The following is a 26,627-nucleotide window of genomic DNA, read 5'->3' on the forward strand; positions in this document are numbered from 1 at the left end:
CTGCACCAACGTTGAGCGGCATCAGCTCACCAGATCGTCAACGTGCCCGTCCGAATATTTGGACAATGCCTGCACGATATGCTTCAACGCCCGCTCGCGCAATTCGTTGAACGAATCCTCGCTTAGGAAAGCGGAATGCGGCGTGAGAATACAGTTGTCAATCTCGGCGAGTTCGCCCGCGCCCGCACCTTCGCCCTCGACCACATCGAGCGCGGCCGCGCGAATCACATGTCGCCTTAGCGCTTCAACGAGAGCCTGCTGATTGATGACCCCGCCGCGCGCAGTATTGATGAGAAACGCGCTGTCCTTCATGATATCGAACTCGCGAGCGCCAATGAGATTATCAGTGACGCCGGCTATAAGCGGGCAATGCAATGATACGTAGTCGGATTCGGCAAGCAGAGCGTCAAGCGCATCGGCTCTTCGGCATCCATGCTCGGCCAGCAGCTCGTCGCTGGCGTGCGGCGCGTAGACCAGCACATCGAATCCCAAGGGCCTGAGCATATCGGCCAGCCGCATGGCGATGCCGCCGAAGAACACCAGGCCGAAGACGAGGCCGCCAATGCGACGCATCGGATACCCGGACAGCGCGTCCCACTGTCTTTCGCGCACCTGCCGGTCCTGGAACGTGATCTGCCGCGTAAGGTCGAGCGCCATCGCAAGCGTATGCAGCGCCACGTCTTCCAAGCAATACCCCGGCACGTTGGTCACTTGCACGCCGTGCGCGGTGGCGGCGGCAATGTCGACCGTGTCGTAGCCGATGCTTTCCAGGGAAATGATCCGCAGGCTTGGGCACCGCGCGAGAACATCAGCAGTGGCAGGCTCGTACGTCAGCAGCGCGCCGGCAGCCTGATATTCGTTGACATGCGCATCGAGCGGCCTGGAATCGTTAATCTCAATAAGATTGATATCATCAATCCCCCACTGCACGAGCAGCTCGCGTTCGAAGGCGAGATCGAGGCCCAAGTTGGGGCATATGACATTATTCATCGCAGTGACTCGTTTCGTGGGTTAGGGAATTTCCTGACTGCTGGACAGCAACTGCCGATACGCAGCAATCCTCTTTTGTCTCCGTTGTACATACTATATAAGCGGAAGCGCACCCCTCACCTCAGCAATCCCACGGACTTCACCTGCTGCATGGCATCGAGCAGACGGTCTGCGTCGGCGTCGGAGAAGACCAGCGGAGGGCGGAGCTTGAGGGTGCTGGCGTCAGCTCCGGAGGCGGAAATCAGGACTTTGCGCGTGCGCAGCTCGTCGACGATGCGCTGCGTGGCGGCGGGATCGGGCAGGCCGCGATTGTCTCGGGATGTGATGTCGAGGCCGATGAATAGCCCAGCATGGCGAATGCCGCCGAATCCAGGAGTATCACCGAGCAGTGATTCGAGTTCACCGGCGATGCGGTCGCCGATTGTTTCGGCATGCCGCAGCAGCTCGCGCTGTTCGATCTCGTCAAGGACGGCACTGGCGGCGCGCATCGATACGGGATTGCCGCCGAAGGTGTTGAAATACCTCGTGCATTCGGCGAAGCGATCGCCAATCGGCGTCTTGTAGACCACGGCGCCGGTGGGGATGCCATTGCCCATCGGCTTGCCCATAGTCACGATGTCGGCATCGGCGTTGTGCCGCTGGAAGCCCCAGAAGGCGTCTCCTGTGCGGGCGAAGCCGGACTGGACTTCGTCGGCAATCAGCAGTCCGCCTGCTTCATGCGCCGCCTGCGCGACCCGGCCCACCCAACCGGGAGCGCCGGGCAACACGCCGTCGGATGAGAAGATCTGGTCGAGCAGCACCGCGCTGACGCCGTATCCTGCATCGTGCAGCTGGCGGAAGGCCGCTTCGAACCTGCCCAGCAGTATTTCCTCGGCGTCTGGACCAGGATTTTTAAGTACATCAGCGACTTCAACCGTCGCCAAGAAGGACGCGAGCGGAATGCCAGTACCGAAGCTCGGCGAGATGGAAGCCACGAGATCGGTGATGCCGTGATAGGCGTTCGACGTGACCACCACGCCGCGATTGCCGGTGTAGGCGCGGGCCATGCGCAGCGCCAGATCGTTGGATTCGGAGCCGGAATTGGTGAAGCTCACATGGTCGAGCGTCTGCGGAAAGTAGCCCAGCAGTCGTTCGGCGTAATCGAGCACTTCGTCCTGCAAATAGCGCGAATGCGTGTCCTGCCTAGTCAGCTGGTCGGCCACCGCTTCGCGCACATGGGCGTTGACATGGCCCACGCAGGCGACATTGTTGTAGCAGTCGAGATAGTCGTTGCCCTGCGCGTCGAACAGATGAGCGCCCTGACCGCGCACGACATGGATCGGCTGATTGTAGAACAACGGCCCCAGCGTGCCCAGCACCCGCTTGCGCCGTTCGATCAGCGTGGCCGAATCGGCGTCGAGGCCCTGCGTGCCCTTGGAGAAGTCGAAGCCGTTGGCGAGTTGCTTCTTGCCGGTTTGCTTGGTCTTTGTGTTGTTTTCTGCACTGTTTGTTGCATCGCCGAGTTGCGTTTCATTCATAGGGACTCCTTGCCTGCCAGTTGTGAGATTGCGTGTTGTGTGATTGCGTGTTGCGCTATGCCAAGCTGCTCCGCCATTGCCGGCCAACCAAGATCCTGTACCAACCGAAGTTTGTCCAGCCGCCGCTGCGGATCGACCAGATAATGGCCGGCTTCCACCCCAGAAAAGCGCTCGGCCATCAATGGCAGAAGCACCACCAAGGCACCTCGTGCCTCCATGATCGCGGGAAGAAGATCGAGCTGCTGAACGTCAAAGCCGCTATTGTTGTCATCGTTACAGTTGCCATCACTATAGCCATCGTCATCATAGCCACCATCAGAACCAGAATCGGAGACATGACTGGCACGACTGTCTACTTCCCGCATGTAGTTTTCCAGCGCAATACGGCATGGCATCAGCGGGTTGTTCGGATACGACAAGGCATCGATGAGGTAAAACAGGCATGTGCCCAAATCGCAGATGGACGGCATCATATGCATATCACCGAAATCCAGAATGCCGGACAGGCGCTGCGGCGCATTGGGGTCAACCATCATATTGCCAGGATGAAAATCGCCATGGCATAGGGTTGCGGGCAGTCGTTCGATCTCGGGCTCGACAGACATATAGTCATCCACCGCTTGCGTCACTCGGCTGCGGCTCTCAGCATCTTCAAACATCGGCAGCAGATCCTCTGCTAATTGCGGCAGCAACCGCACGTCCCACAGCACACGCCCCGGAATATCGTGATATTGCAGCGGCGAGAGCACATGCTGCAGCTGCGCGAGCCGCACTCCGATGTCATCAAGCAGCGGCTCAGACAGCGGCCCCGGCAACGCCGACACCATAGCCCCATGCAGAAAAGTCGTGAGCGTGGTCCAACGCACGGTGTCATTTTGCTCGAAGCGAGTCACCAGTTCCTCACCACGCGCGGGAATCAGCCGCGTGGAAGGTATATCCGGCTGCGTCTCCTGCAGCAGCGTCAAAGCTTGGGCTCGCAACAACACACTGTCTCGCGATTCTGCAGGATGCTCGAATTTGAGGATATATCGCGGCTCTGCTTCACCGCGCAGACTTACGGCAAAGGTGTCGTCGCGCTCGGTTGCGATGCGCCGGGTCGCTACATCATGCAACCCGTACCAGTACTCTGCGAATTCGGACGCCTCGCCCGTCGAAACCGCATCATGGGGAACGCGCAGCATCTCATATCCTGCAAAATCGTGCATGGTCTGCGCTCCCTACCGCACGCGAATCAGCGGCTTGATGGTGCGCCGGTGGTCCATGTCGTCGTAGGCGAGCGCGATATCGCCCAGCGGGTATTGCTTGGTGTATACCATGCCGGGATTGATCTCGCCCGAAAGCACGGCTGGCATGGTGGCAGCAATATAATGGTGCGCCGGCGACATGCCGCCTGCAATCGTGATGTTGCCGCGGAACAGCAGCCCGGCATCGATGGCCACGCCGTGCGGCAGCCCTACGTAGCCCACGGTTCCGCCTGCCGTGCACATGCGGAGCGCGGTATCGAAGGACTGCGCGGAGCCCACGCATTCGAGCACCACGTCGCTGCCTTCGCCGCCGGTCAGCTTCATCACGTCATCCACGGCCTCATCTCCGCGCGAGGTGATGATCTGGTCGGCCCCGAATGACTGCGCCAAAGCATTACGATCCGCATGGGAGCTGCCGGCGTTGATGACGCAGCTTGCGCCCAGCATTTTTGCCGCCATGATTGCGCATAGTCCCACTGCGCCGTCGCCGACGACCGTCACCACGTCGCCTTTGCTCACATGGGCGCTTACGGCCGCATGGTATCCGGTGGTGAACACGTCGCTCAATGTCAAGAGGCTGGGTATCAGCCGCTCATCGGGGCGCGAACCGTCAGGCAGCGCCTTGACCAGCGTGCCATCGGCGAAGGGCACGCAGGCCGCCTCGCCTTGGCCTGCGTCGGCAGTCTCTCGCCCCCAGAATCCGCCGTTGACGCAGCTTGTCTCCAAGCCCTTGCGGCAGTAGCCGCACGTCCCGTCGCTATAGCGGAATGGCACAATCACCCAGTCGCCGGGCCTGACGGAGCGAACCTCGCTGCCGACCTCGCGCACGGTGCCCACGAATTCATGGCCGATGCGGTTAGGAGCGGCAGCGCCCTGGTCGCGGTAGGTCCACAGATCCGAGCCGCATACTCCGGCGTACTCGATGTCGACAATCGCATCGGTCGGATGCTTGATCGTCGGCTCGGGCACCTCATCGAGACGTATCGTATGGTTACCGTGGTAGACGGCAGCTTTCATGGTGGTTGTCCTTTCCTCGGGATACTTATGTCGCCTGAATGCCTATGACACTACGTCATGCGTTTTAATCGAAATCGTCGGATGTTGCCATGGATGACATCATGCGCCAGGGCCTTGCCCATAGGCGAAACCATCCAGACCCATGACCGGCAGCTTCAGCTCAGTGGCTATTGTGGTCATACCGCACCTCGCCGCCGATAATGGTCTGCGCGACCGTGACCTCATGCAGAGCTTCCGGCGGCACATCGTGCGGATCGGTGTCCAGCACCGCGATGTCAGCGTATTTGCCACGCTCGATCGTTCCCAGCACGGCTTCCTTATGCGATGCGTACGCACTGCCGAAGGTATAGGCGCGCAACGCCTCATCAAGGCTCAGCTGCTCATTCGTGCCGAGCACATAGCCGCTTTCCGTGGCCCGCGTGACCATGCCTTCGATGGAGATCATCGGCGCGAGCGGGGCGCACGGCGCATCCGTGCTGCCGGGAATAATGGCGCCGCGGTGGACGAAGGATCCCATCCGGTAGGTTCTGCCGGCCCGCTCCTCGCCCAGCAGACGCACGTAGGCGTCCCCGTTGTTGTACATGAAGCTGCCCTGCGGATTGGGAATGACCCCGTCTCGAATCACGCGCTCGACCGTGGCATCGTCGGCAAGGCCGCAATGCTCAAGACGGTGGCGCACATCGCGACGCGGATAGAGCCGCTGCGCATTCTCGATGGCGTCAAGCGCAATGTTTATGGCTCGATCCCCAATGGCATGCACCGCCATGCGCCAGCCCTGGCGATGCAGCTTCGCCACCTGCCGTATGAAATCTTCAGGATCCCAGCTGAACACGCCGCAGTTGTTCGCCGACCCAAGATACGGCTCGTTCAAATACGCCGAAAGACTGCTGAATGCGCCGTCGAGTATGATCTTGAACGGCCCGATATCCAGTAGATCGCCGCCGAAGCCGGTGCGGATTCCCAGGTCCAGCCCGAAACCATCGCTGATATCACCGGCCAGCTGCCCCAGATCATGCAGCGCCGAGAAATACGGCATCAAGGTACCGCGCTGGTGAATCATGCCGCGCTCATAGGCGGCTTGGAACAGGCCGATATCATACGGCGTCTGGCCGATGCCCTCCCAGTTGCGGTCGGTGCCGGTGCCGGCGTCGCTGAAGCTGGTGATGCCGTACGACAGCGTATACTGCGCTGCCAATTCCAGCTGATGCAGCAGCGTGCGTTCCGAGACGCGGTTCGCCAGGCCATTGAACATGAAGCACATCTTGTCTTTGACCAGGCCGGTAGCCTTGCCTTGCTCTTTGATCACCAAGTCGGGCTGGTCGATGTCGTCAGGATGCTCGTAGCCGCCACGCCGGAACGCTTCGGTGTTGATTACGGCCGCATGGTTCGACAGGTGCAGCACTAAGACGGGGTGACCTGCCGAGATCTCGTCAAGTCTGGCGCGATCAGGGAACGCGCCAAGCGAGAACTGGTCGAAGCCCCATCCCAGTACCCACTCCCCCTCGGGTGCCTGCGCACAGGCTTCCTGTATCTTGCGATACAGTTCGGCTATCGTGGACGTCGTCTGCTTGCGCAGATCGACTTGATTGAGGTTGGCGCCAAGCAGAGAGAAATGCAGATGGACATCGTTGAACCCCGGGCAGGCATAACGCCCTTGCAGATCGACATGATGCCTCGCCTGCATGCCTTCGAGCTCATCATCCACTGCGATGATTCTGCCATCGTACACGCCGACTTTGCTCACGTAGGGCCTGCCCGTATCCATCGTCTGGAATCGGCCGTTTTCGAATATCGTATCAATCGCAAACATTGATTGCGCTCCTTGGTATATATGTCTTTCCAGCCCGTTTCACACCGTCAAATGCGACTGTGCGGATTGCAGCGCCGTGCCTAAATCAAAGAATTGACCGGTTGGGCGATTCTGGGCATAGGGCTGGCGCTCACGTCAGCGCCGATACCGCCGCCGATTCCGGAGAACAGCGCCACCACGGCCACCACATCGGCGTCGAACAGCTGCGCCAGCGACATGGAGCCCTCCCACGGCTGCGTGCCGTCCCATTGCTCGATGAGCAAGCCGTTGACGAATATCCTGCACGAAAAACGTTCGTCCGGACGCTCGGCCTGGACACGATAGCGCAGCGAACCATGGTCGATGTCTACGTGCAGCTTCGCGGGGAACGTTCCGCCTCGCCGCCCAGAGTCCGTATCCTCCAGCGGAATCCGGTTCAGATCCTCTATCGCCGGCGTACGGCCCGGAGCAAGACGCCTGCGCGTGGATTGCTCGTACTGGTATGCGGCGGCGAGCAACAGCCGGTCGCTGCCCGAAGGTCCCATGAAGGTCAGCCCTGCGGGGACGCCAGTATCGTCCATAACGCCCATCGTGACATTCACGGTGGGGATGCCCAAATGCCGTATCATGCGGTTCCCGTTTGAGAACCAGGTGCCGTCCTGCCATGCTTCGGTGTTGTGTACTTCGTCCACATCGGTGTCGGCGTGGGCTATGTTGCTGTTCACCGGGAACACCAGCACGTCGAAGCCTTCCGCCTGCATCCATGCTTCGAGGTGTCGCTTGCGGATAGCCTCCAGACCGCGCAGCCCCTGTTCGAGCTGCGGGGTTTCCAGCGAGGGCTTGAGCTTGCCTTGCCGGATGTATTCGTAGGCGTCGCGGTAGAAGCCGTAGCGCCGGCCTTGCTTGCGGGCGAGCGAATTCAAGGGATTGGGGAACACGTCGTCGGGATTCACATCGGTGAGGCTGCTCACGCCGCTGATGTCGAAGCCCTGAATGAACTCTTCGAGCACGGCGGCGTTCAGCTGCAGCCACTCATGCTCCATCCATTCGGCCGGAATCAGGCCTTGATCAGCAAAGGTTTTCAACGTGCGCGGAGCAAGTTCGTAGGCGTCGCGCAGAGGCAGATTCGTCCAGCGCACGTCGGCGCCGAGCGAGCGCAAGTCATCAATGGCTCGCAGCAGCAGCCGACTAATGCTCGGCCGCGTGTACACGGATGGAATCACCCCGCCCAGCCGGCCGGCGTATTCGTTGACGACGCCGATGCGCAGCCCGTCAAGCGCATCCATATCCGCAATGCCGGCAACGCCTTCCTCACGGAATTGCTGAGCGCCTTCGAGCGGCACGAAGCGCTGCCTGCGCCACATATCGCCGCGCGTGTCAGCGTCCTCGCGCATCAGCGTCGGCAGCAATTCGAGCAGGTCGGCCACGGTGCGCGTATGCGGCACCACTTCGTCCTTGGTGGCGTGCAAGGGCCAATTGCCACGCAAAGAAATCACACCGCGTGAGGGGGTGTAGGCCACCACGCCGTTGTTCGCAGCCGGCGAGCGCCCGGACGACACGGTTTCCTCGCCTAGCCCGAAAGCGGCGAAGCTCGATGCGGTCGATACCGCTGAGCCGTTCGACGATCCCGAATACCAGGCGGCGGCAAGATAGTCGGCATTATATGGGTTTTCGGCGCGTCCGTACAGGCCGCGCTGCACGCCTCCGGCGGCCATCGGCGGCATATTGGTGCGCCCCATGAGAATGGCCCCAGCCTCGCGCAGCGCCTGCACCGAGAAGCTGTCCTCATTCGCCACGACATGCGCGAAGGCCGGAGACCCGGCGGCCATCGTCATGCCCCGTGCCATATAACTGTCCTTCACGGTGTACGGCACGCCATGCAACGCCCCATGCGCCTTGCCGCTGGCCCGCTCGTCATCCTTGCGCATGGCCTGTTCGATCGCATCGGCGGCGATGATCGGCACGGCATGCAGCCGAATGCCGTTGACGTCGTAGTAGAACATCCGGTTAAGGTAACTGACCACCAGCTCGGTGGAGGTCAGCTCGCCGGAAGCGAGCATGCGCTTGATGTCGGCGATGGACAATTCGCAAGGATCGGACGCCGAAGCGGTGTGATCAGTCATATGAGTTCCTCGAAAGGGTATGAATGGATGTGGTTGGATGCTTCACGGACAACAGGCTTCCTTATGGGCCACGGTATGGTGCCCATAAGGAAGCCCGTCTGTCATCTGATCGTGTGGCTATGGGATCCGAATCCGAAACCCGATAGCGCCAGGGTCAGCGGCATGTGACTTATTGCTGCAGCTGGATGTTGTAATACGCCGGACCCTGCATGCCTTGGCCGTATCCACTGACCTTCTTGGAGACGGCGCTGATCTGCTGGTAGTGGCTGATCATAATGTTCGGCACATAGTCGTAGAACCAGTTCTGCAGCTGATCGTACCCGGACTTCTGGTCGGCTTCGGTGGTCGCCGCGTTGATGGAGTCGGCGATCTTCAGGAACTGGGGATCGGTGTTCCATCCGGCGCCGGAGGCCTGGAAGAAGGAGTAGCAGATCGGATTGGCGGAGAAGCTGTAGCTGGAGATCAGCATATCCCATTGATCCGGCTGGAACATCTTCTGCAGGAGGGTGGCCCAGTCGAGCACTTGGATATTGGTGGCGATGCCAACCGCCTTCAGCTCGTTTTGGATCTCCATGCTTTCGTCGTACATGTACGGATAATCCTTGGTGGTGAGGAAGTTGATCGTCTGCCCGCTGTATCCGGATTCAGAGACCAGCTGCTTCGCCTTGGCGACATCCGGAGCATTGTACTTGTCCAGTCCGGCTTCGGAGCGCAGCGGGTTGCCCTTCGGCATCAGCCCGCCATCAGTGGTATACAGATCGGCATTCTGGTGACCGGCTTTGGCGATTTTGCTCATATCGAGAGTGGCCAGAATCGCCTGACGGAGCTTCTGATTGTCTTTGAACAGCCCCTGCTTCTTGTTGAAGATGAGGGTTTCGAGCATCGTATCACTTTCGACGCTGACGTCGGAGCTTGCCTTCGCCTGAGCATACTGGGAATCGGCGAGCGAATAGCCGATTTCGTACTGTCCGCTCAGTGCGCCGGTCATGCGGGTCGTGCCATCGGTGACGAAATCGAATTCGAGCTTGTCGACATGCGCCTTGCGGGCACCGGAATACCCATCCGAGGTACCGGTCGGCGAGCTGTAGTCGGCGAATTTGCTCAGCACGATGCTGGTGTCCTTCTTCCAAGATGTGAACTTGAAGGGACCCGTGCCGATGTATTCGCTCACGCCGGTATCTGTGGCCTTGTCGATCACGCTTTTCGGCATGATGGCTGCGATGCGCCCGGTATCAGCCATATCGTACAGGCCAGTGGACACTGGCTTCGGCGAGGCGATGACCACCGTGTCCGCGTCAGGGGACGACACCGTGGAACCGGTGAAGAAGGTGCTGCCGATCTGGGATAGCTTGATCCAGCGCTGCATGGACGCCACGACGTCCTCGGCCTTCATGGTTTTGCCGTTGTGGAATTTCACGCCAGTGCGGAGCTTGAAAGTGAAGGTCTTGTTGTCCTTGCTCACGTCGTAGCTTTTGGCGAGCAGCGGGGCTACGCTGCCGTCTTTTTTCAGCGTGACCAGAGATTCGTAGAGGCTGCGCATCGTATCGCGCGCCACATAGGCACCAGTCATCATGGGATCGAGGCTAGTCACCGATGCGTTGAGCGCGACATGAACGGTGCCGCCATCCGTAGGAGTGCCCGAGGAACTGCTCGACCCTGAGCCGCATGCTGCGGCTCCGAACATCATGGCGACGACAGTCATCGTCGTTGCGATTCTTTTGCCTAAGCGTTTCATGGTTTTCTCTCTCTTTTAGTTGGTTTGTGGTTGGAATGGGGTTGGGGGTTGTGGATGGGCCCGTGGCAACTGGCTGTGCTGCGGATCGGGTATCGGTACGCTTGCCAGCAGATCACGTGTGTATTCGGTGCTGGGATGGGCGAAGATGCTGTGCGCATCTCCCTCCTCCACCAGCACTCCTTTGCGCAGGACGCCGACTCGGTCGGCGATGAATCTCACCACGCTCAAATCGTGGGTGATGAACAGGTAGCTCAAGGAGAATTCCTCTTTAAGATCCTGCAGCAGATTGAGTACCTGCGCCTGAATGGAGACATCCAGCGCGGACACCGATTCGTCAAGAATCAGCACCTTGGGACGGATGACCAAAGCCCTGGCGATGTTGACGCGCTGCAGCTGACCGCCTGAGAACTGGTGCGGATAGCGTTGCATATGCCATCCGGGCAGGCCTACCCGCTCCAGCATTTCTGTCGCCGAAGCGCGCCGTTCTTTCGCCGAATCGCCCAAGCCTTGTATTTCCAAGGCCTCCACTAATGCATCGCCTATGGTTTTACGCGGGTTGAGCGCGGAGAAGGGATCTTGGAAGACCATCTGAATCTGGCCGTGGATGCGTTCGCGCAGCAGCTTGGGGGAATCATCGACATAATTGCGATCTGCAAAGACGACTGATCCCGATGTCGGTTTCTCCAAGGCGCAGATGATCTTGCCAGTGGTGCTTTTTCCGCTGCCGGACTCCCCCACCAGCGCATAGGTCTGTCGCTCGAACAATTCGAAGGACACGTTCTGCAGCGCGTGGAAGACGGTCGAGCGGCGAGCGGAGATCCCGCGCCTCACGAAATCCTTCGTCAAGCTGTTCACCTGCAGCAACGGGGTCTTGGGGCTGGTCATGCGATCACCTTCCTGAATTCGCTCACATGCTCAAGCCGTATGCATCGGGCCTGATGATGATCTCCCACCTTCTGCAGCGCGATGGGCGCGACCTTGCATTCCTCGGCAACGAAGGGGCACCGGGAGGCAAAACGACACCCTGGGCCGACCTCGGCCAAGCGCGGCACCGAGCCGGGAATCGTGCTCAAACGCTCAGGGTGCGGGCCTTCGAGCGGCGGCGTGGCTTCAAGCAGCCCTCGCGTGTAGGGGTGCCGCGGGTGTGCGAACAGCTCGTCGACCGATGCCGACTCGACGATTTCGCCCAAGTACATCACCGCGACTCGGTCGCAGACCTGCGCGACGACGCCCATATCGTGCGTGATGAGCACGATGCTCATGCCCTGCTCGTCGCGCAGGCGCATGAGCACGCGCAGCAGCTGCATCTGAATCGTCACGTCGAGCGCCGTCGTAGGCTCGTCGGCGACGAGAAGCTTGGGGCCATTGACCAGCGCCATGCCGATAACCGCGCGCTGCAATTGGCCGCCGGACATCTGATAGGGGTATTTGCCCATCCACTCCTCAGGTTCATCGGCTCCCGCGTCACGCAGCGCGTGCAGACACTGCTCCCTGATGCGCGCCTTCGAAAGCCCGGAACCGTGTGCAGTCACTGTTTCGCGCATCTGCTGGCCAATGGTCATCAGCGGGTTCAGGCTCGACATCGGGTTCTGGAAGATGAAACCGACATCCCCGCCGCGCAGCGCATGCAGCTCGTGCTGCGACATGGAGAAGACGTCGTGGCCGTTCACCTCGACATGGCCGTCGTAGCGTGTGGTGCGTTCGTCGTGCAGCCGCAGGATGGAAAAAGCCGTCACGCTTTTGCCGCAGCCCGATTCGCCGACGATGCCGAGGATCTCGCCCGGAGCGACCTCGTAGGATACTCCCTCGATGGCCGGGACCATCGTTTTCTTCTGACCTGCGAAACTCACCGTCAGATTGTCCACTCGCAGCAGTGCGCCGCTGGCGTCCGGCGCATCGGCCGCTATGGCCGTGGTCGCATGCGCGTTTTTTGTCGTTTCGTCCATCGCCTTACCTTCTCCTCTTGGGATCGAAGACCTCGCGCAGGCCATCCCCGAACATGTTGATGACGAATACCGTCAGGGCCAACGCGACTCCTGGGAACACGGTCATCCACCACGCCGAGTAGATGTAGGTGCGGCTGTCGTAGAGCATGTTGCCCCAGCTGGGCTGCGGCTGCGGAATGCCGGCGCCGATGAAGCTCATCGCCGCCTCCACGAGAATCGCATCCGCGAACACGAAGGTGACCTCGACGATCCAGACCCCGATCACATTCAGCGCGATGTTCCGCCACAGAATGCGCATGCTCCCAGCGCCCAGATTCACGAGCACCGCGACGTAGTTCTCGTTCATATTCGACAGCGTGGCCGAGCGCACTATGCGAGCCACCATGGGCATGAACACGATAGAAAGCGCCATGACCACGCTGGAAGTGCTCTGCCCGAATGACCCGACGAACACGATGCCGAACAGAATCGCAGGGAAAGCCATGAGGCCATCGCAGATGCGCATAAGCACATAGCCGATTTTCGGATAGTACGCGGCATACATGCCGACGATGAAGCCTATGATTCCGGCTATCGCCGCTGCGGACAGCCCGACGGTCAGCGAGGCCTTGCCGCCGAGCAGCACCCTGGTGAAGATATCGCGGCCGACATTGTCGGTCCCCATCAGATGCGAGGATCTGGGGCCCTGCAACATCGACGCGGTGTCCGTGCCGTAGGCGTCCATATGCCCGATCCACGGGATGAAGAAGCACGACAAGGTGATGATCAGCAGCGCGATGCCTCCTGCCAAAGCCGAGGGGGAGGAACGCAGCGCCTTCCACCATGATGCTCCGCCAGCATTGTTCCGAGCGCGGGCCAAGGGTTTCGTCTGTGCCGTCGTGCTGGTCATAATCAGAAGGACCTTTCTCGGATTCGCGGATCGATCACCGCGTACAGAATGTCCGTGATCAGGTTGACGACGATGAAGACCATGGCCACGAAAATCATGATGCCCTGGATCATCTGGTAATCGCGCCGCAGAATCGAATTGACCACAAGCTGCCCGATGCCGGGAACGTTGAACACCGTTTCGACCACGATCGCCCCGGCTATCAGCTCGCCGAAGGACTGACCGACGACGGTGAGCACCGAGATCGAGGAGTTCTTGAAGGCGTGCCGCCACAGCTGGATAGGGCGGGACATGCCTTTGGCCTTCGCCGTACGTATGTAATCGCTGTCAAGCGCATCGATCATCGAGGAACGCGTCATGCGCGAGATGATGGCTATCTGCAAAGTCGCGACTGAGATGCCCGGCAATACCAAGTGCAGAATATAGCCGCCAAAGCTGTCCGCCGGATAGATGAATCCGCTGGCTGGCAGCAGTTTGGCTTGCAGGACGAAAATGATCATGAGCAATAGGCCGGCAAGGAAGCTAGGCAGCGAGGTGGTCAGCGTGGCGAAGGCCAACACCGCCTTGTCGGCGAAACGGCCCTGCTTGTCTGCGGCAAGCACACCGAGCGGTATGGCCACAGCCAGCGACAGCAGCTCGCCGAATACCGCGACGGAGAGCGTGGGAAAGACGTGCGAGAGAATCGTCGGGGTCACCGGTTCGTTCAGAATGTAGGAATATCCCAGATTGCCGTGCAGCAGATCAACGAACCAGGACCACAGCTGGTCAGGAAGCGAAGCGTTCAGGCCCATCTGCTGCCGAAGCGCCTCGACCTGGGCATCCGTGGCGCCATCGCCAGCGATCACACGGGCCGGATCGCCGCCACTCATATGCGCCAGGGCGAACGCTATGATGCCGACGATCAGCATGACCGGTATTGCGGATACCAGCCGTTTCGCCATGTATTTCAGCATCATTCCCTCCTGTTCCTATACGTAGCCTGCGTGCAGTTCAGCGAGGTCGTCACAGCGAAGCCAGCACCCCGTCGAACACATCAAGACCCTCGTCAATCTCCTCCGTGGTGGAGTTCAGCGGCGCGGCGAAGCGAATCGCGTCGTGGTCGGCACCGCAGCCCAGCAGCAGCAATCCGGCTTCCAGTGCCTTGGCGGAGACTTCGGCGAAAAGATCCGAGCCGTTCTTGCTGCCTTTCGAGCCGAACTCGATGGCGAGCATCATGCCTTGGCCTCGCACGTCCGCGATGAAGGAGTATTTCTGCTGCAATTCGAGGAGCTTGGACTTGAAGTAGTCGCCGAGCTGCGCGGCGTGATCGACGATGTGATGCTCTTCGAACTCGTCCAGCACCGCCAGCCCAGCGGCTCCGGCGACCGGATTGCCACCGAAGGTGCCGCCATGCATGCCTGGCCGCCACTGGTTCATATGCTCTTCGCTCGAGATCACCGCGCTCATCGGGAAGCCGCCGGCGATGGCCTTGCCCACGGTCATGATGTCGGGCACCACCTGCGAATGCATGCCGGCGAACATCTTGCCCGTGCGGCCGTAGCCCGACTGAATCTCATCGAAGACCAGCATGATGCCGTGCTCCGTGCACATCTGGCGCAGGCCTTCCAGGAAGCTGGGGTCGGGCACCACATAGCCGCCCTCGCCTTGCAGCGGCTCCACATAGATGCAGGCGACTTCGTCCGGAGAGACGCAGTATTTGAACAGCTTCTCGACCTCGCCCAAGCACCACGACGCACGCTGCTTGGCATCGTAGCCTTCCGGACACAGATCCTTGGACGGGTAGGGCGCGAAGTAGACGCCGCCCATCAGCGGCTCGATGCCCTTGCGATAGAAGGAGTTCGACGCGGTGATGCTGACAGCGCCCATGGTCCTGCCATGGAAGGAGCCTTTGAAGGCGATGACGGCCGGGCGGCCCGTTACGACCCGAGCGAGCTTGATGGCACCATCCGTGGCCTCGGCCCCGCCGTTGGCGAACAGCAGCGAGTTGAGATCGCCGGGGGTCACTTCGGCGATGCGCTCGGCGAGCTTCAAGGTGGTCGGATAGTTGACGACGTTGAAGCTGGCCGTGATCAGCTTCGCGATCTGATCCTGCGCAGCTTGCACGACCCGCGGATGGGCATGGCCCAAGGCGTTGACCGCGATGCCTTGCACCCAGTCGATGTAGCGCTTGCCGTGCACATCCGTCAGGTACATGCCCTTGCCCGATTCCACGACCAGATCCGTGGCCTTGGATAGCGCCGGGCTGAGATACCGCCGGTAATCGGAGAACTGGACCTCGGAATCCTCGATATCATGCGTGAACGTTTCTACGAGCTGCTGTGGCATCTGCGTACCCTCCATATGGTGGATTTCGTGTGACTTGTCTACGGATTACTCACGGATTTCATGTGAACTGCGTGCGATGAATAACCATTGATGGTGGCCATTGTCCGACGTCGAAGAGCGCTGGACAATGGAAAATATGCCAATATGAAATACAAAACTGGATACGATGTCCTATCAATCACCACCGTAACAAAACGATTAGGGGGGGGGTGACCTAAAAACGTCTGTATTATCAGCCTTGCGGCGGTTGCTTGCTTCGTTTGGCAAACAGCGCTGCGTTACATATCAGTGACCCGAATGAAGTCATGAAATTAACACGTTGGTGACAACAACCCTGTTGACGACATTCTTGTCGGCAACAATCTTGTTAACAGCATTATCGGTGCCAGCTGCATCGCCTGCACCGATATCGCGGCTCGGTCACCAACGATGATAAGCGGCAACGGCTCAGGCTTGCTCCGCATCGCGGATGAAGGAATAGGCGATCCACAGGCGCACGCGGGCTGATTCGTCGGCGAAGTCCAGTCCCAGCAGCCGTTCCAGCTTCACGACGCGATTCTCCACCGTGTGCCGATGCACTTTCAAACGGCTGGCCGCAGTCCCGATGTTGAACGAGGCCGACATCAACTCCCGCAAGGTCGCCATCAACGAGTGATTTTCGGCAGCAGGAACATCCTTCAGCGGCGCGAACAGCTCCTCGGCATACATTTGCGCGAGATCGGGATCCACCAACTCGTGCGGCGTGATGTCCAGCACCGAGTCCCGGCTTCCGGCGCGGTGCAGCAGCAGATTCTGCACGGCTTTGTTGAATGCGCCAGGGAAGGAACGCGGGCCGCGCACTGCGGCATAGCCAGAATCAAGCGCTCCGCTGCCCTCGATCCAACGCTCGACTGCATCGCAGCCGTCTTTGCTCGTCAGAATCCATAGCCGGTCTTCATACTCGCCGAACACCGAATCAGGGCATGCCGATTCAATCGACATTGTGGCGAAATCCATGTCATTGCTCACGCCGAACGGCTCCACGCAGTACAGCCGCGCCGGGTACGACGGCGTCCACTTCCACAGCGGGCCCATGATGGACGCCGCGGACTGCGCCCGGCCTGCCTGCAGCTCCCCCATAGCGATGGCACGCAGCCTGCTTTCGCTACGAAAGCGTTCGATATGCTGCGGAAGACTCCACATCAGAGCGTCCGCTGCGGCAACGCCCAACGATCTGAAAATGTCGCCATATGAGCCGCTTCGGGATGTGGAGACGACGAGCATGCCGAAAGTCTGTCCCTTTTGGCCTATCAGGCACACGCAATAGCGGATGGCGCCGCTCGCCACGCCGAACAGCGTTTTGGCCGCGTCCCCATCGCGTTCCTTCTGCTTGCGCATGCGCACCGCCAGCAGCATGGCCCGCTTGCGCATCGACTGGTTGGAAATGGATATGATGCGCATCTCGGTATCGATGAAGGCAGCCCAGCCCGAGGAGAGCAGCGCCGCCCGATTCACTACGGCCTCGATGGGATTCCTGTCATTCGAGGCTTCGAACAGTTCACGTTGCGCCGAATACATGACGCGCTGCACGTTTTCGCTCTCTTCGGCCTGGCTGCGAATCACCGTTTTAGCGATCTGCGAGAAATTGACCTCTTCGGGAACCTCGAACAGCAGCATATTATGCTGTTTGACCGCATCGATGCAGGCCTGAGGAATGACCGGATGCTTCATCTTGACGCCGAAGCCGATTGCCATAACGCCCGCCCGGCTCAAGCTGGATACGTAATGCATCCACAGCTCGTCGTAGGCCTCCTTGGCACTCTCGGCGTCCTTGAACGATGATGACAGTCCGAGCTTGTGTCGATCACGCCGCAGCAACGACAGATCGTTGGCATTGCTCATGTCTTCCAGCGGAAAGTTGGTCGAGCATGTCAGCAGCACCTCGCCGGGTTCTGCGAATTCAGCGGCATTGACCACGTCAGTGGCATGCACCCATACGATGCTTTCCGTGCCATTGCATCCGCCGTCATGAACGAGGCGGAGCTTGAGTTCCGGCACGGCAAGCAGCTGGCCAATGGTAATCGACATACCCGTATGGTCGCACGCCCAGATGTCGAACGGTTGTCTTGCGTATTGCGTGGGGTGCGTGGGCGAAGAACTAAGCGACGGTCTGACGCACGGGCTGCAACTCGCTGCGGACCGCAACCCACGGCGACTCGCAGCGATCCGCGATGCCCTAGCTTTCCGCCCGCGCGATGGCTCCGGCGATGTCGTCGTCAGAGAAATCATGCACCGAATAGGATGGGCTCGCCACAGGCAGATGCTCCTGCAGGGTGTCGAAGCGCTGCATCGCCACTTGGGCGTGGTCGATGCGGAAGTCGAGCGCATGGCCGCCGATTGAATGATCATCGGCAAGATAATGCATATGGAAGCCGCCGACCGCCACGCCGTTGAACACCTGCGGCGAATAGTAGGCGAGCAGCGTGCCTTCGGTCGATTCGGCGGTGAACAGCCGCTGATGCTGCGCGGTCTGCTCAAGCGTGGGATACGGTTGCTCCTGCTTGGCGAAAGCACGCGTGCGCATATTCGAAAAGCGACCGGTCACCGTAACAGCAAAGAAGATATTCGGCAAGCCCGTCGCCTTGGGCAGCCAGCCCGCCAATTCACTTTTGCTGCGATCCTCGATGCCGCACAGCGTCGAGAAGTCGGCCCAATGCGCGTTGGCGAAAGGAAGCGTGAAGGAGTCGGGGACGACGACGACGCTGCCGTCATGGCGCACCTGATAGGGCGTGCCGTGCAGGATGATGATTTCGCCGTTCAGCCCCTCGCCGGTGCCGATGCCCATGTCGCCGTGAGCGAGCAGCTCGCCCATGCTGATCGTGCCATCCAGAAGGCCCGGCACCAGCAGCGCCAGGGTACCGTGCTGGTAAAGCGTGCGCGTGTTCGGAATATGCCGCGTTCTGGCACCGATTTGGGCCTTGCTCTGCGTTTTGCCCAAGTCCGCGTTCTGCGCCTTGCCGCCGAGCCAGAAAGCGTTTGGCCTCACTCTGACGTCTTCGATGAATTGCGTCATCGTCTTTTCTCCTATCGTTATCGAGTTCCTTGTGGGATCTCTTGGTGATTACGTACTAGGCTTGCGCGTCCGGCTGTTTTCGCCGGCCGCATGGGTTGCGGCGCGTCCGGTCTTGTGAACCGCAGTGCGCCGCGAGTGCTATGGCCGCACGATCAGCTCAGCTCGTCGCTGATCAGCGATTCGTTGAGTTCGTGGTTGTGGGAGTAATCGACGGGAATGTCGACGACGACCGGGCCGTCCTGTGCGAAGGCCCAGTCGAGGGCCTCGTCAAGGGAGGTCTCGCCGTCGACATGCCTGCCTTTGGCCCCGAAGCTTTCGGCGTACCGCACGAAGTCCACATGGCCCAGCGCCACGCCCGCGTCCCTGCCGTATTTGGATATCTCCTGGAAGCGGACCATGTCGTAGTGCTCGTCGTTCCAGATGAGCTGCACGATGTGCAGATGCTCGCGCACGGCCACGTCGAGCTCCTGGCCCGAGAAGAGGAAGCCGCCGTCTCCGGAAACCGAGACCACGGTGCTGCCGGGCCGCACGAGCGCGGCGGCGATGGCCCATGGCAGACCGACGCCCAAGGTCTGCATGCCGTTGCTGAACAGCAGGTGACGCGGCTCGTAGCTGCGGAAGTTGCGGGCCATCCAGATGTAGTGGCTGCCCACGTCGACGCTCACGGTCATGCTGTCGCTGACCCGACGCTGCAGCGCGTTGACGATCTGCAGCGGGTGCACGAGGCCGAGTCCATCGGAGCTGCCTCGCCGCATCGGCTTGGGAGGCAGGCTCTCTTGTTCGAGCCTGCCGCGCAAGCCGTCAAGATAGGAGCGCGACGCCTTCGGAAGATGCCAGGCGGCATCGGCTGCAGCCGCGCTGGCTGCGCCGGTCTCATGCTCGTTTCGCGCCTCGCACAGGCTGGCGAGCGCGACGAGCGTCGGAGCGATGCCGTAGGAAATGACCGTATCCGGCTGGAATTCCCGGGTGAATTCCGGAATGACGTCGTCAATGCAAATGATCGGCGTGCTTGACGACGCATTCCAGTTGCGGGCCTCGTATTCGATGGGGTCGTATCCGACGGTGATGACCAAATCGCTGCGGCGCAGGATCTCGTCGCCCGGCTGATTGCGGAACAGGCCGACCCTGCCGAAGTACAGCCGTTCGAGGTCGCGCGGGATGACGCCCGCTCCTTGGAAGGTCTCCACTACCGGCACATGATTGACCGACAGGAAGCGCCGCAGCGCTGCGGCGGCATCGCGTTCGGAGGCCCTCATGCCCGCCAGGATCACAGGAAGCCTGGCGGCCCTGATCCGCGCGAGCAATTCAGCCAAGGCGGGGGAATTCGACATCTGCCGCGTGGCGGCAGGCATGCGCGAAATCGGCTCGGGCCGCACCGCATGGCCCATGACGTCCTGAGGAACCGACAGGAACGCGGCGCCCTTCTTGGCGCTGACAGCCGTGGCATAGGCGTTGGCGAACGCTTCGGAGAGAATGTCAGGATCCTGCACCTCGACGCTGCTTTTGGTGATCGGGGCCATCATGCTGCGGCTGTCGATGCTCTGATGGGTCAGGCGGGATATATCGCCGCGCGGCACCTGCCCGGCGATGGCGATGACCGGATCGCCTTCGGCTGTGGCCGTGACCAGACCAGTGGCGAGATTGGAGGCCCCCGGCCCGGATGTGGCGGCGACGACAGCAGGCGTGCCTGTCAGGCGCCCGACTGCGGCGGCCATGAGCGCGGCATCCTGCTCATGCCTAGTGACGATAAGTCTCGGAGCTCCCGGCAAGTCGCAGTATTGCAGCGTTTCGAAGAGCTGATCCACCTTGGCGCCGGGGATGCCGAACACGTATTGGATTCCATGGCCGATCATCGACTCGACCAGCGCCTCGGACGCCGTAACCGTGGCCACGGCTGCGCCGGCCGCAGCAGCGCCATCCGCCGCGTTCGCTTGCGTCGCGCTGCGCCGTTCCAGCACATGTGCTGCAGTACCCATGTCCCTCAACCTTTCCACCGCTATGCCGCCCACCGAACTTCATGCATCAGGCGCGGCATATGACATTGTGACTTTGTTACTTGGAAAGATAGAAGCTTTAAGTTGATATGTCAACACAAAATGCCGAGATCCTTGTGTAATCCTTGTCACTTTCGGAAATGCCCGTACGGCGCTGGGTCCTTTTCGCCGGTGCAGGCATCGTCGCAATGCCTGCAATTGACGAGAATCAGCTCGCGATATGCAACGACACGTGGAATATCGGCGCGATTTGCGTTCCAATGCGGCTACGCTGAAGCCTAGAGCACATGGCGGCTTCACGACGACCACACAAACGGTCGCGGAGTCCAAGGAACGCAAGACGCGCGAGCACACGATGCATACGGCACACAACGGCGTGGCGGAATAGAGGAGGAGAACAATGCACGATCTGGGGTACTTGGCGCAGGACATTTCGATCCTGCACCGTTCCTATTACAAGGACACCGCCCAGGCCTTCAAAAGGCTCAAGCTCAATCCCACGGCGGCCTGCATCATGATAGCGGTGTGCGACTCCCCAGGCATCAACCAGCAGCGCATCTCGGATTATCTGGCGATCGACAAGGGCCTCACCGCCCGCGAGGTCGCAAAATTGGAGTCTTCAGGCTATCTGCGCCGGGTCAAGGGCAAGGGAAAATCCGTCTCGCTCGATGCGACTGCCGCAGGCGAGGCAATCGCCGACAAGGCACGGCACGTCCGCGCCGCATGGTGGCAGACCCTCTTCTCACGCACCGGCGTCACCCAGACCAGCGAGCTTTTGCCCGGCATCGAACTCATCGTCCACACCCTGACCGGCCGCCTCGACAGCCCAAATTCTGAAATCGCGGAAGCCTAGCAACCCCGGTCTGCACGCTTAAGCAATACGCCGAATATGCGCATTCTCGTCGCGCAGCATACGGTTTTACGCACCGCGACGAGGCTCGTATCGGAAAACGTATGATAGCGCAAGCTCATCGTACGTTTTGCGATACGAGCCTCGTCGGCGTGCATGACAACATACGCTGCGTGCGGTAGGCCCGGCCCCACGCCAAGCCAGGCCAAGCCACAAGCCTTGGCTCAGCGCCCTGGCCTATAGCGACTCGTTGTACTCGCGCACGTGTAGGGTGCGCTGGGAGGCTTCGACGTTGGCGCTGATCATGTGGCGCAGGGCGCGGTCGGCGTCGGCGTGGGCTTCGAGCCAGCGGGTGCCGCCGGACACCAGCTTGGCCGGATCGGCGTAGAAGGGGTACAGCCCGCCGATGAGGTTCTCGGCCATATGGAAGGTCTTGTGCTCCCAAATCCAGTCCACGGTCTGGAAGTAGCGGTCGATATACGGCTCGGCCAGCTCGGCGTTCGCTTGCGCGAAGCCGCGGATGACCTCTTCGAGCTGGCTGTTGGTCAGCGTGTCATTACCCAGCGCCTGATCCCAGGCCCAGTTCTTGGCCTCGGCCGTGGAATGCGCGGCGCGGGCGCCGTAGGCGAATTCGCGGTTCTCCGTGGTGTCGCGCTTGGCGAGTTCCGCGTCGATTCCGGCCTCGTCGATCAGGTTGGCAACGGCCAGCGCGTGGATGATGGCCCAGCGCAGGTTGTTGTCGATTTCCAGTCCGTCGAGCGTGACGGAGCCATCGAGCAGGCCTTGCGCGTTCGCGGCGAACTCGGCGTCGCCCTCCTTGCCGTAGCCCAAGTAGGCGCTGACCAGCTGGAACTGCTCGTCGGAGCCGGGCTGCGCGTCATGGGCCAGCTGCCAGAGCCGCGCAGCCGCGTGCTGGGCGGCCTCGTCGGCGCGGGCGGCGGCGACGTAGTGCATCACCGTGGTACGCAGGGTAGCCAAGGCATAGCGGAAGGTGGTCGCTTCGTGCTCGGTTGCAAGCATCTTCAGGCTCAGATCGGCGAAGCGCTCAGCCGGGAATTCGGCGTCGCGCGTCATATCCCACAGCGACAGCCAGATCGTGGCGCGGGCGAGCGCATCGTCGAGACGATACAGGTTCTCGGCGGCGAATTCGAGCGAATCCGCGTCGAAGCGCAGCTTGGTGTAGGTCAGGTCGTCGTCGTTCACCAGAATGAACGCCGGACGCCTGCGGCCCACGACCTGCGGCACTTCAGTGCTCTCGCCGTCGACATCGAGCTCGAAACGCTCAGTGCGCACGATGGTGCCGCCGTCGCCAGCATTGCCATCAGCATTGTCAGCGTCATAGAAGCCAATCGCCAAGCGATGTGCGCGCAGCACCGGATGCTCTGCCGGCGCGGATTGCCTGAGCGTCATGGCCGTAATCGTGCCGTCCGCGTCCGTCTCCACATCGGCGGCAATCGTATTGATGCCCGCTTGTTCCAGCCATTGCGCGCTCCACGCCTTGAGATCGCGCCCGGAGGCGGCTTCCAGCTCGGTGAGCAGATCGGCCAGCGTCGCGTTGCCATACTGGTGCTTGGTCAGGTAGCTGTTGATGCCCGTGAAGAACTGCTCGCGGCCGACATACGCCACCAGCTGCTTCAGCACGGACGCGCCCTTGGCATAGGTGATGCCGTCGAAGTTCACTTCGGTGTCATGCAGATCGTTGATCGGCGCGACGATCGGGTGCGTGGTCGAAAGCTGGTCCTGATTGAGCGCCCAGCTCTTCTCGCCGGAAGTGAACGTCGCCCAGGAATCATGCCATTCGGTGGCTTCGGCGGTGGCCAGCGTCGACATGAATTCGGCGAAGGACTCGTTGAGCCACAGGTCATTCCACCACTTCATGGTCACCAGATCGCCGAACCACATGTGGGCCAGCTCGTGCAGCACGGTCACCACGCGGCGCTCGACCAGCGCGTCGGACACCTTGGATTCGAAGAGGTAGGAGTCGCGGATCGTGACCATGCCGATGTTCTCCATCGCGCCCGCGTTGTATTCCGGCACATAGATCTGATCGAATTTCGCGTACGGATACGGCACGCCCCAAGTCTTGGCATAGAAGGCGAAGCCCTTCTTCGTGATGTCGAAGAGGTAATCCGCATCCTTGTCGAGCGCGTCTTTGAGCGCCTGACGGCAGTACATCGCCATCGGCACGGTGCGGCCGTCCTCGTTGGCGTATTCGGTGTGCCACTGGGCGTATGGCCCCGCGCAGATCGCGGTGAGGTAGGAGCTCATTACCGGCGTCGGCTCGAACGTCCAGCGCTTGACGCCTTCGGCCGCGTGGTCGTTCAGCGTGCCTTCAGCGGTTGTGCCTTCCGTCGCTTCGCTGGAGGCCACTGGCATATTCGAGGTGACGATCCAGCTTTCCGGCGCCAGCATGGTGAAATCGAATACGGCCTTGATATCAGGCTGGTCGAAGACGGCGTAGACGCGCCGCGCGTCCGGTACTTCGAACTGGGAGTAGAGATACACGTTGCCGTCGGAGGGGTCGACGCTACGGTGCAGCCCCTCGCCGGTGTTCGAATACCGGCACAGCGCTTCGACAGTGACCTCGTTATGCTCGTGCAGACCTTCAAGCGCTATGCGGCTGTCCGCATACGCTGTCGCCGGGTCAAGCGACTCGCCGTTGAAGGTGATCGCCGTGACGCTTTCGGCGATGAGGTCGAGGAAGGTTTCGGCTCCCGGCGTCGCGTCGAAGCGCAGCGTGGTGCGCGAGCCGAAGGTCTTCGATCCCTTCGTCAGGTCGAGATCGACGGCGTAATGAATCGGGGACGAGACGACGCCCGCCCGTTCCTCGGCTTCGACGCGGGTAAGGTTTGCTCCTGGCATGGTTCTCCTTATGTGGCTTTGTGGCTATGCGGCTATGCGGCGCTGACCACTGGTGTTTGTCATTGCCATTGCGGATTGCGCAATGTCCTATGCGCCAACTACGCGAATGCGGCGCAATGCAGTTCATCCGCATTGCGCCGCATTCGCTGCAGCACCTTGGCCGGCACCCGGTCTGTTCCGACCAGCCCGGCCGCTGCTGCTATTCAGTTATCTCAACGATTTCATTCTATGCGTCTCAGCGCCTGTTCGAGGTGTCTACGTCCTGCGCGATATCGGCGACGACCGGCACCACCATGGGCTTGCGATGCAGCTGGCGAGCCACCCAGCTGCCGATCGTGCGGCGCATGATCTGCTGCAGCTTGTAGGTGTCCTTGGTGCCCTGCATCATCGCGTCCTCGAGCTGCTGGATGATCTGACGGCGCACCTGCTCGAATTCGCTTTCATCCTCCGCCATGGCGTTCAGGTAGATCTTCGGTCCAGCCACGACGTCCGCGCTGTCGGTGTCGACCACCGCGAAGCAGGAGACGAAGCCTTCGGTGCCAAGAATCCGGCGCTTCTCAAGCTCGTCATCGGTCAGTTCGCCGACCGAATCGCCGTCGACGTACACATAGCCGCACGGCACGGAGCCGACGACCGCGGCCTGGCCGTGGTACAGATCGACCACATCGCCATCCTCGGCCAGCACGACGTTGTTGGGATTCACGCCGGTCTTGACGGCGATCAGGCCGTTGGCGACCAAGTGGCGGTTCTCGCCGTGGATCGGCATCGCGCACTTGGGCTTGATGATGTTGTACAGGTAGAGCAGCTCGCCCTCGTCGGCATGTCCGGAGACGTGAATCTTGGCGCTGTCCTTGTTCACGACGCGCGCGCCCTTCTGCACGAGCTTGTTGATGACCTTGTAGACGCCGTGCTCATTGCCCGGGATGAGCGAGCTGGCCAGCACGACCGTGTCGAACTCATTGACGGTGATGTCGCGATGCGTGCCCTCGGCGATGCGGCCGAGCGCGGCCATCGGCTCGCCCTGCGAACCGGTGCACATGTAGACGATCTTGTCGTCCTGCACATCGTGCGCCTTCTTCAGGTCGATGACCGTGCCTTCGGGGATGTGCAGGTAGCCCAAGTCGGATGCGATGGCCATGTTGCGCACCATCGAGCGGCCGACGAAGACGACCTTGCGTCCGATCTTGTGCGCGGCATCCACGACCTGCTGCACGCGATGGACGTGGCTGGAGAAGCTCGCCACGATGATCTTGCGCGTGGCTTCGGCGAAAACGCGTTCCAATTCCGGCCCGATCGAGGTTTCGGGCCTGACGAAGCCGGGGACCTCGGCGTTGGTCGAGTCCATCATAAGCAGATCGACGCCCTGCTCGCCGAGCTTGCCGAATTCCACCAGATCGGTGATGCGGTGGTCGAGCGGCAGCTGGTCCAGTTTGATGTCGCCGGTATCGATGAGCGTGCCGGCAGGCGTACGCACATGCACGGCCAGCGCGTCGGGAATCGAGTGCGTGACGGCGATGAATTCGAGATTGAAGGGTCCGACCTTGAGCTTGTCGCGTTCGCCGACCTCGACCGTGGTGGGATTGAGATGATGCTCTTCGCATTTCGCTTTGACGAAGGCGAGCGTGAGCTTGGAGCCGATCAGCGGGATGTCCGGGCGCAGCTTGAGCAGGAAGGGCACGCCGCCGATATGATCCTCGTGCCCGTGGGTGAGCACCAGACCCTCGACTTGGTCGAGCTTGTCCTTGATGTAGTCGAAATCAGGCAGAATCAGGTCGACGCCGGGCTGCTCCTCTTCTGGGAAGAGCACGCCGCAGTCGATGAGCAGGATGTGGCCGTTGTACTCGATCACATTCATGTTGCGGCCGATTTCACCTAGGCCGCCGAGCGGCGTGATGCGCATCGAGCCCTTGCGGTACTTCGGCGGGGCGATCAGCCGCTCGTCCTGCTGCGGCGAAAGGCCGGCGCTGCCGGAACGCCCGGAGCGGCGCTGGCCGCCACGACCGGAATTGGACGAACGTCCCGAATTCGAACGGCCGGAGCCTGAGCGGCCCGTATTGGAGCGCCCGGAGTTGGATCGTCTGCCGCCGGAGCGCGAATTATGAGCGTGTTCGGATTTGCTGCGCGGTTCTTCGACGTATGCTTCCTCGACGGTCGGAGCCTGCGTGTCGGCGTCGTGCTGCTCGACTGCGGCCGTCTGCTCCTGAGGAGCCTGCGCCGCGGATTCCTTGGCTCGCCGGGATGACTTGCTGCCGCGGCGATGGGTGGTTGTTGCTGTTTGTTCTGCTATATCCATA

The 26,627-nt window shown here is 61.0% G+C and carries 18 protein-coding genes; 1 reads left to right on the top strand and 17 read right to left on the bottom strand.

Annotated elements, in window-relative coordinates; all coding sequences use genetic code 11:
* Nucleotides 1-21: 21 nt before the first annotated feature.
* The 15 genes from BISU_RS02915 to alsS form a co-directional block, all read right to left on the bottom strand.
* Entirely contained in the window at nucleotides 22-990 is a 969-nt protein-coding gene (locus BISU_RS02915) for a C-terminal binding protein (RefSeq protein WP_024462709.1), read from the bottom strand.
* Between the two features lie 116 nt (nucleotides 991-1,106).
* A complete protein-coding gene (locus BISU_RS02920; RefSeq protein ID WP_024462708.1) occupies nucleotides 1,107-2,507 on the bottom strand; it encodes an aspartate aminotransferase family protein in 1,401 nt (466 codons plus the stop codon).
* Nucleotides 2,504-3,712: a phosphotransferase gene (locus BISU_RS02925; RefSeq protein WP_034532925.1), complete on the bottom strand. Its 1,209-nt coding sequence runs from the start codon at nucleotides 3,710-3,712 to the stop codon at nucleotides 2,504-2,506. Before BISU_RS02925 ends, BISU_RS02920 begins: the two co-directional genes overlap by 4 nt.
* Nucleotides 3,713-3,724: 12 nt before the next feature.
* A complete protein-coding gene (locus BISU_RS02930; RefSeq protein WP_024462706.1) occupies nucleotides 3,725-4,768 on the bottom strand; it encodes a zinc-binding dehydrogenase in 1,044 nt (347 codons plus the stop codon).
* 160 nt (nucleotides 4,769-4,928) lie between these two features.
* Nucleotides 4,929-6,578, bottom strand: coding sequence for an amidohydrolase (locus tag BISU_RS02935; RefSeq protein WP_024462705.1), 1,650 nt, complete (start codon nucleotides 6,576-6,578; stop codon nucleotides 4,929-4,931).
* An 80-nt stretch (nucleotides 6,579-6,658) separates the two neighbouring features.
* Nucleotides 6,659-8,680, bottom strand: coding sequence for an amidase (locus BISU_RS02940; RefSeq protein ID WP_024462704.1), 2,022 nt, complete (start codon nucleotides 8,678-8,680; stop codon nucleotides 6,659-6,661).
* A 169-nt stretch (nucleotides 8,681-8,849) separates the two neighbouring features.
* A complete protein-coding gene (locus BISU_RS02945) occupies nucleotides 8,850-10,415 on the bottom strand; it encodes an ABC transporter substrate-binding protein (protein ID WP_081672595.1) in 1,566 nt (521 codons plus the stop codon).
* Between the two features lie 15 nt (nucleotides 10,416-10,430).
* The gene (locus tag BISU_RS02950) at nucleotides 10,431-11,300 is read right to left on the bottom strand and encodes an ATP-binding cassette domain-containing protein (protein WP_024462702.1); all 870 of its coding nucleotides are present in this window, start codon (nucleotides 11,298-11,300) and stop codon (nucleotides 10,431-10,433) included.
* A complete protein-coding gene (locus tag BISU_RS02955) occupies nucleotides 11,297-12,361 on the bottom strand; it encodes an ABC transporter ATP-binding protein (RefSeq protein WP_024462701.1) in 1,065 nt (354 codons plus the stop codon). The genes BISU_RS02950 and BISU_RS02955 overlap by 4 nt, the downstream gene beginning before the upstream one ends.
* A gap of 4 nt (nucleotides 12,362-12,365) precedes the next feature.
* Nucleotides 12,366-13,250 carry an ABC transporter permease gene (locus BISU_RS02960; protein ID WP_033502451.1) on the bottom strand — a complete coding sequence of 295 codons (885 nt, stop codon included), beginning with the start codon at nucleotides 13,248-13,250 and terminating at the stop codon, nucleotides 12,366-12,368.
* Between the two features lie 2 nt (nucleotides 13,251-13,252).
* Nucleotides 13,253-14,206, bottom strand: a complete 954-nt coding sequence (locus BISU_RS02965) for an ABC transporter permease (RefSeq protein WP_051245931.1) — start codon at nucleotides 14,204-14,206, stop codon at nucleotides 13,253-13,255.
* Nucleotides 14,207-14,252: 46 nt separating this feature from the next.
* Nucleotides 14,253-15,575 (bottom strand): aspartate aminotransferase family protein, encoded by a 1,323-nt coding sequence (locus BISU_RS02970; RefSeq protein WP_051245930.1) that lies wholly within the window; start codon nucleotides 15,573-15,575, stop codon nucleotides 14,253-14,255.
* A 447-nt stretch (nucleotides 15,576-16,022) separates the two neighbouring features.
* The gene (locus BISU_RS02975) at nucleotides 16,023-17,642 is read right to left on the bottom strand and encodes a helix-turn-helix domain-containing protein (protein ID WP_024462698.1); all 1,620 of its coding nucleotides are present in this window, start codon (nucleotides 17,640-17,642) and stop codon (nucleotides 16,023-16,025) included.
* 148 nt (nucleotides 17,643-17,790) lie between these two features.
* The gene (gene budA / locus BISU_RS02980; RefSeq protein ID WP_081672593.1) at nucleotides 17,791-18,627 is read right to left on the bottom strand and encodes an acetolactate decarboxylase; all 837 of its coding nucleotides are present in this window, start codon (nucleotides 18,625-18,627) and stop codon (nucleotides 17,791-17,793) included.
* 152 nt (nucleotides 18,628-18,779) lie between these two features.
* Nucleotides 18,780-20,603, bottom strand: a complete 1,824-nt coding sequence (alsS, locus tag BISU_RS02985) for an acetolactate synthase AlsS (RefSeq protein WP_024462696.1) — start codon at nucleotides 20,601-20,603, stop codon at nucleotides 18,780-18,782.
* Between the two features lie 418 nt (nucleotides 20,604-21,021).
* Between alsS and BISU_RS02990 the strand changes: the two genes are divergently transcribed.
* Nucleotides 21,022-21,474 (top strand): MarR family winged helix-turn-helix transcriptional regulator, encoded by a 453-nt coding sequence (locus BISU_RS02990; protein ID WP_024462695.1) that lies wholly within the window; start codon nucleotides 21,022-21,024, stop codon nucleotides 21,472-21,474.
* A 234-nt stretch (nucleotides 21,475-21,708) separates the two neighbouring features.
* Here the strand turns inward: BISU_RS02990 and pepN are convergent, their stop codons facing one another.
* Both pepN and BISU_RS03000 read right to left on the bottom strand, forming a co-directional pair.
* The gene (gene pepN / locus BISU_RS02995) at nucleotides 21,709-24,333 is read right to left on the bottom strand and encodes an aminopeptidase N (protein WP_024462694.1); all 2,625 of its coding nucleotides are present in this window, start codon (nucleotides 24,331-24,333) and stop codon (nucleotides 21,709-21,711) included.
* A 235-nt stretch (nucleotides 24,334-24,568) separates the two neighbouring features.
* Nucleotides 24,569-26,626 (bottom strand): ribonuclease J, encoded by a 2,058-nt coding sequence (locus tag BISU_RS03000; RefSeq protein ID WP_024462693.1) that lies wholly within the window; start codon nucleotides 26,624-26,626, stop codon nucleotides 24,569-24,571.
* Nucleotide 26,627: the final 1 nt, after the last annotated feature.

This window comes from Bifidobacterium subtile, from assembly GCF_000741775.1.
Lineage (GTDB): Bacteria > Actinomycetota > Actinomycetes > Actinomycetales > Bifidobacteriaceae > Bifidobacterium > Bifidobacterium subtile.

Coding starts and splice junctions, on each gene's coding strand:
- BISU_RS02915 (WP_024462709.1), bottom strand. CDS start 990: ATGAATAATGTCATATGCCCCAACTTGGGCCTCGATCTCGCCTTCGAA.
- BISU_RS02920 (WP_024462708.1), bottom strand. CDS start 2,507: ATGAATGAAACGCAACTCGGCGATGCAACAAACAGTGCAGAAAACAAC.
- BISU_RS02925 (WP_034532925.1), bottom strand. CDS start 3,712: ATGCACGATTTTGCAGGATATGAGATGCTGCGCGTTCCCCATGATGCG.
- BISU_RS02930 (WP_024462706.1), bottom strand. CDS start 4,768: ATGAAAGCTGCCGTCTACCACGGTAACCATACGATACGTCTCGATGAG.
- BISU_RS02935 (WP_024462705.1), bottom strand. CDS start 6,578: ATGTTTGCGATTGATACGATATTCGAAAACGGCCGATTCCAGACGATG.
- BISU_RS02940 (WP_024462704.1), bottom strand. CDS start 8,680: ATGACTGATCACACCGCTTCGGCGTCCGATCCTTGCGAATTGTCCATC.
- BISU_RS02945 (WP_081672595.1), bottom strand. CDS start 10,415: ATGAAACGCTTAGGCAAAAGAATCGCAACGACGATGACTGTCGTCGCC.
- BISU_RS02950 (WP_024462702.1), bottom strand. CDS start 11,300: ATGACCAGCCCCAAGACCCCGTTGCTGCAGGTGAACAGCTTGACGAAG.
- BISU_RS02955 (WP_024462701.1), bottom strand. CDS start 12,361: ATGGACGAAACGACAAAAAACGCGCATGCGACCACGGCCATAGCGGCC.
- BISU_RS02960 (WP_033502451.1), bottom strand. CDS start 13,250: ATGACCAGCACGACGGCACAGACGAAACCCTTGGCCCGCGCTCGGAAC.
- BISU_RS02965 (WP_051245931.1), bottom strand. CDS start 14,206: ATGATGCTGAAATACATGGCGAAACGGCTGGTATCCGCAATACCGGTC.
- BISU_RS02970 (WP_051245930.1), bottom strand. CDS start 15,575: ATGCCACAGCAGCTCGTAGAAACGTTCACGCATGATATCGAGGATTCC.
- BISU_RS02975 (WP_024462698.1), bottom strand. CDS start 17,642: ATGTCGATTACCATTGGCCAGCTGCTTGCCGTGCCGGAACTCAAGCTC.
- budA (WP_081672593.1), bottom strand. CDS start 18,627: ATGACGCAATTCATCGAAGACGTCAGAGTGAGGCCAAACGCTTTCTGG.
- alsS (WP_024462696.1), bottom strand. CDS start 20,603: ATGGGTACTGCAGCACATGTGCTGGAACGGCGCAGCGCGACGCAAGCG.
- BISU_RS02990 (WP_024462695.1), top strand. CDS start 21,022: ATGCACGATCTGGGGTACTTGGCGCAGGACATTTCGATCCTGCACCGT.
- pepN (WP_024462694.1), bottom strand. CDS start 24,333: ATGCCAGGAGCAAACCTTACCCGCGTCGAAGCCGAGGAACGGGCGGGC.
- BISU_RS03000 (WP_024462693.1), bottom strand. CDS start 26,626: ATGGATATAGCAGAACAAACAGCAACAACCACCCATCGCCGCGGCAGC.